Source organism: Pseudoalteromonas sp. S558 (assembly GCF_005886635.1).
In the GTDB taxonomy this organism is placed as follows: Bacteria; Pseudomonadota; Gammaproteobacteria; order Enterobacterales; family Alteromonadaceae; genus Pseudoalteromonas; species Pseudoalteromonas aliena.
Map to the genome: position 1 here is coordinate 1 of NZ_PNDU01000196.1, position 771 is coordinate 771.

The 771-nt window shown below is 36.2% G+C and carries 1 protein-coding gene; it reads right to left on the reverse strand.

Going from position 1 to position 771, the window contains the following annotated elements:
• Positions 1 to 296 precede the first annotated feature (296 nt).
• The coding region (locus CWB66_RS13845) for a transposase (RefSeq protein WP_171037507.1) at positions 297 to 771 on the reverse strand (475 nt) is incomplete at its 5' end.

Sequence of the window (771 nt, forward strand, 5' to 3'; positions counted from 1 at the left end):
GATCCTTAAAAAATTTCCGCAATTGTTTAAAACTAATAGTATTTCATTATATTAGTAGGTAAAAAAATTAATAGTGCCACATTAAACAGGCACATAACGAGCCTGTAGATTAACTCGTTTTTTTTATTTATTTTTATTGATAAACAAACCATAGCTGAGTTCCTATTTTGGTTCAATCGATTACTGTATTTTATGCAGAATATAAAGTGGGAGTTTGGTGTTGTTTTAATTGACGTTTTGGAAGGTATTACGGATGTTTTAGTGGCTTTATTGAGGTTAATAGGCTTTACCCATTCTTAATGCATCGTGTTTTGTAGCTTTTCTATATTATGAACAAGGCAATACAATTGCCATTGCGCATTCACTTTCGCTTGCCCCCGTAAGGTCAATTTATTCATGCCTTTGTTCACTGTAATGTTCCCGAACACTGGCTCTATACAGCCTAATCGCTTACTGTATTGTCGTCGACCTATGGGGCTATCTATTTTTACTTTCATCTTATCAACATAGCTCAGCTTTTTACGTGATTCATTATTTATAAACTGAACTTGTCGCCCCGTTTTAATCGGTGGCTTTCGCATACATTGCTGTTGTAGTGGGCATACTTTGCAATCTTTTAAGTAACCGCAGAATCGCGTGTATTTTTGGTTGTGACTTTTTACATTTATACCACTTCGCCACATATCATTACCTGCTGGGCAGCGGCATGCTTGGGTTGCTTCATCATAATGAAAATCGTCTGAGGTAAATAATCGTGGCTTGCCTTTACTG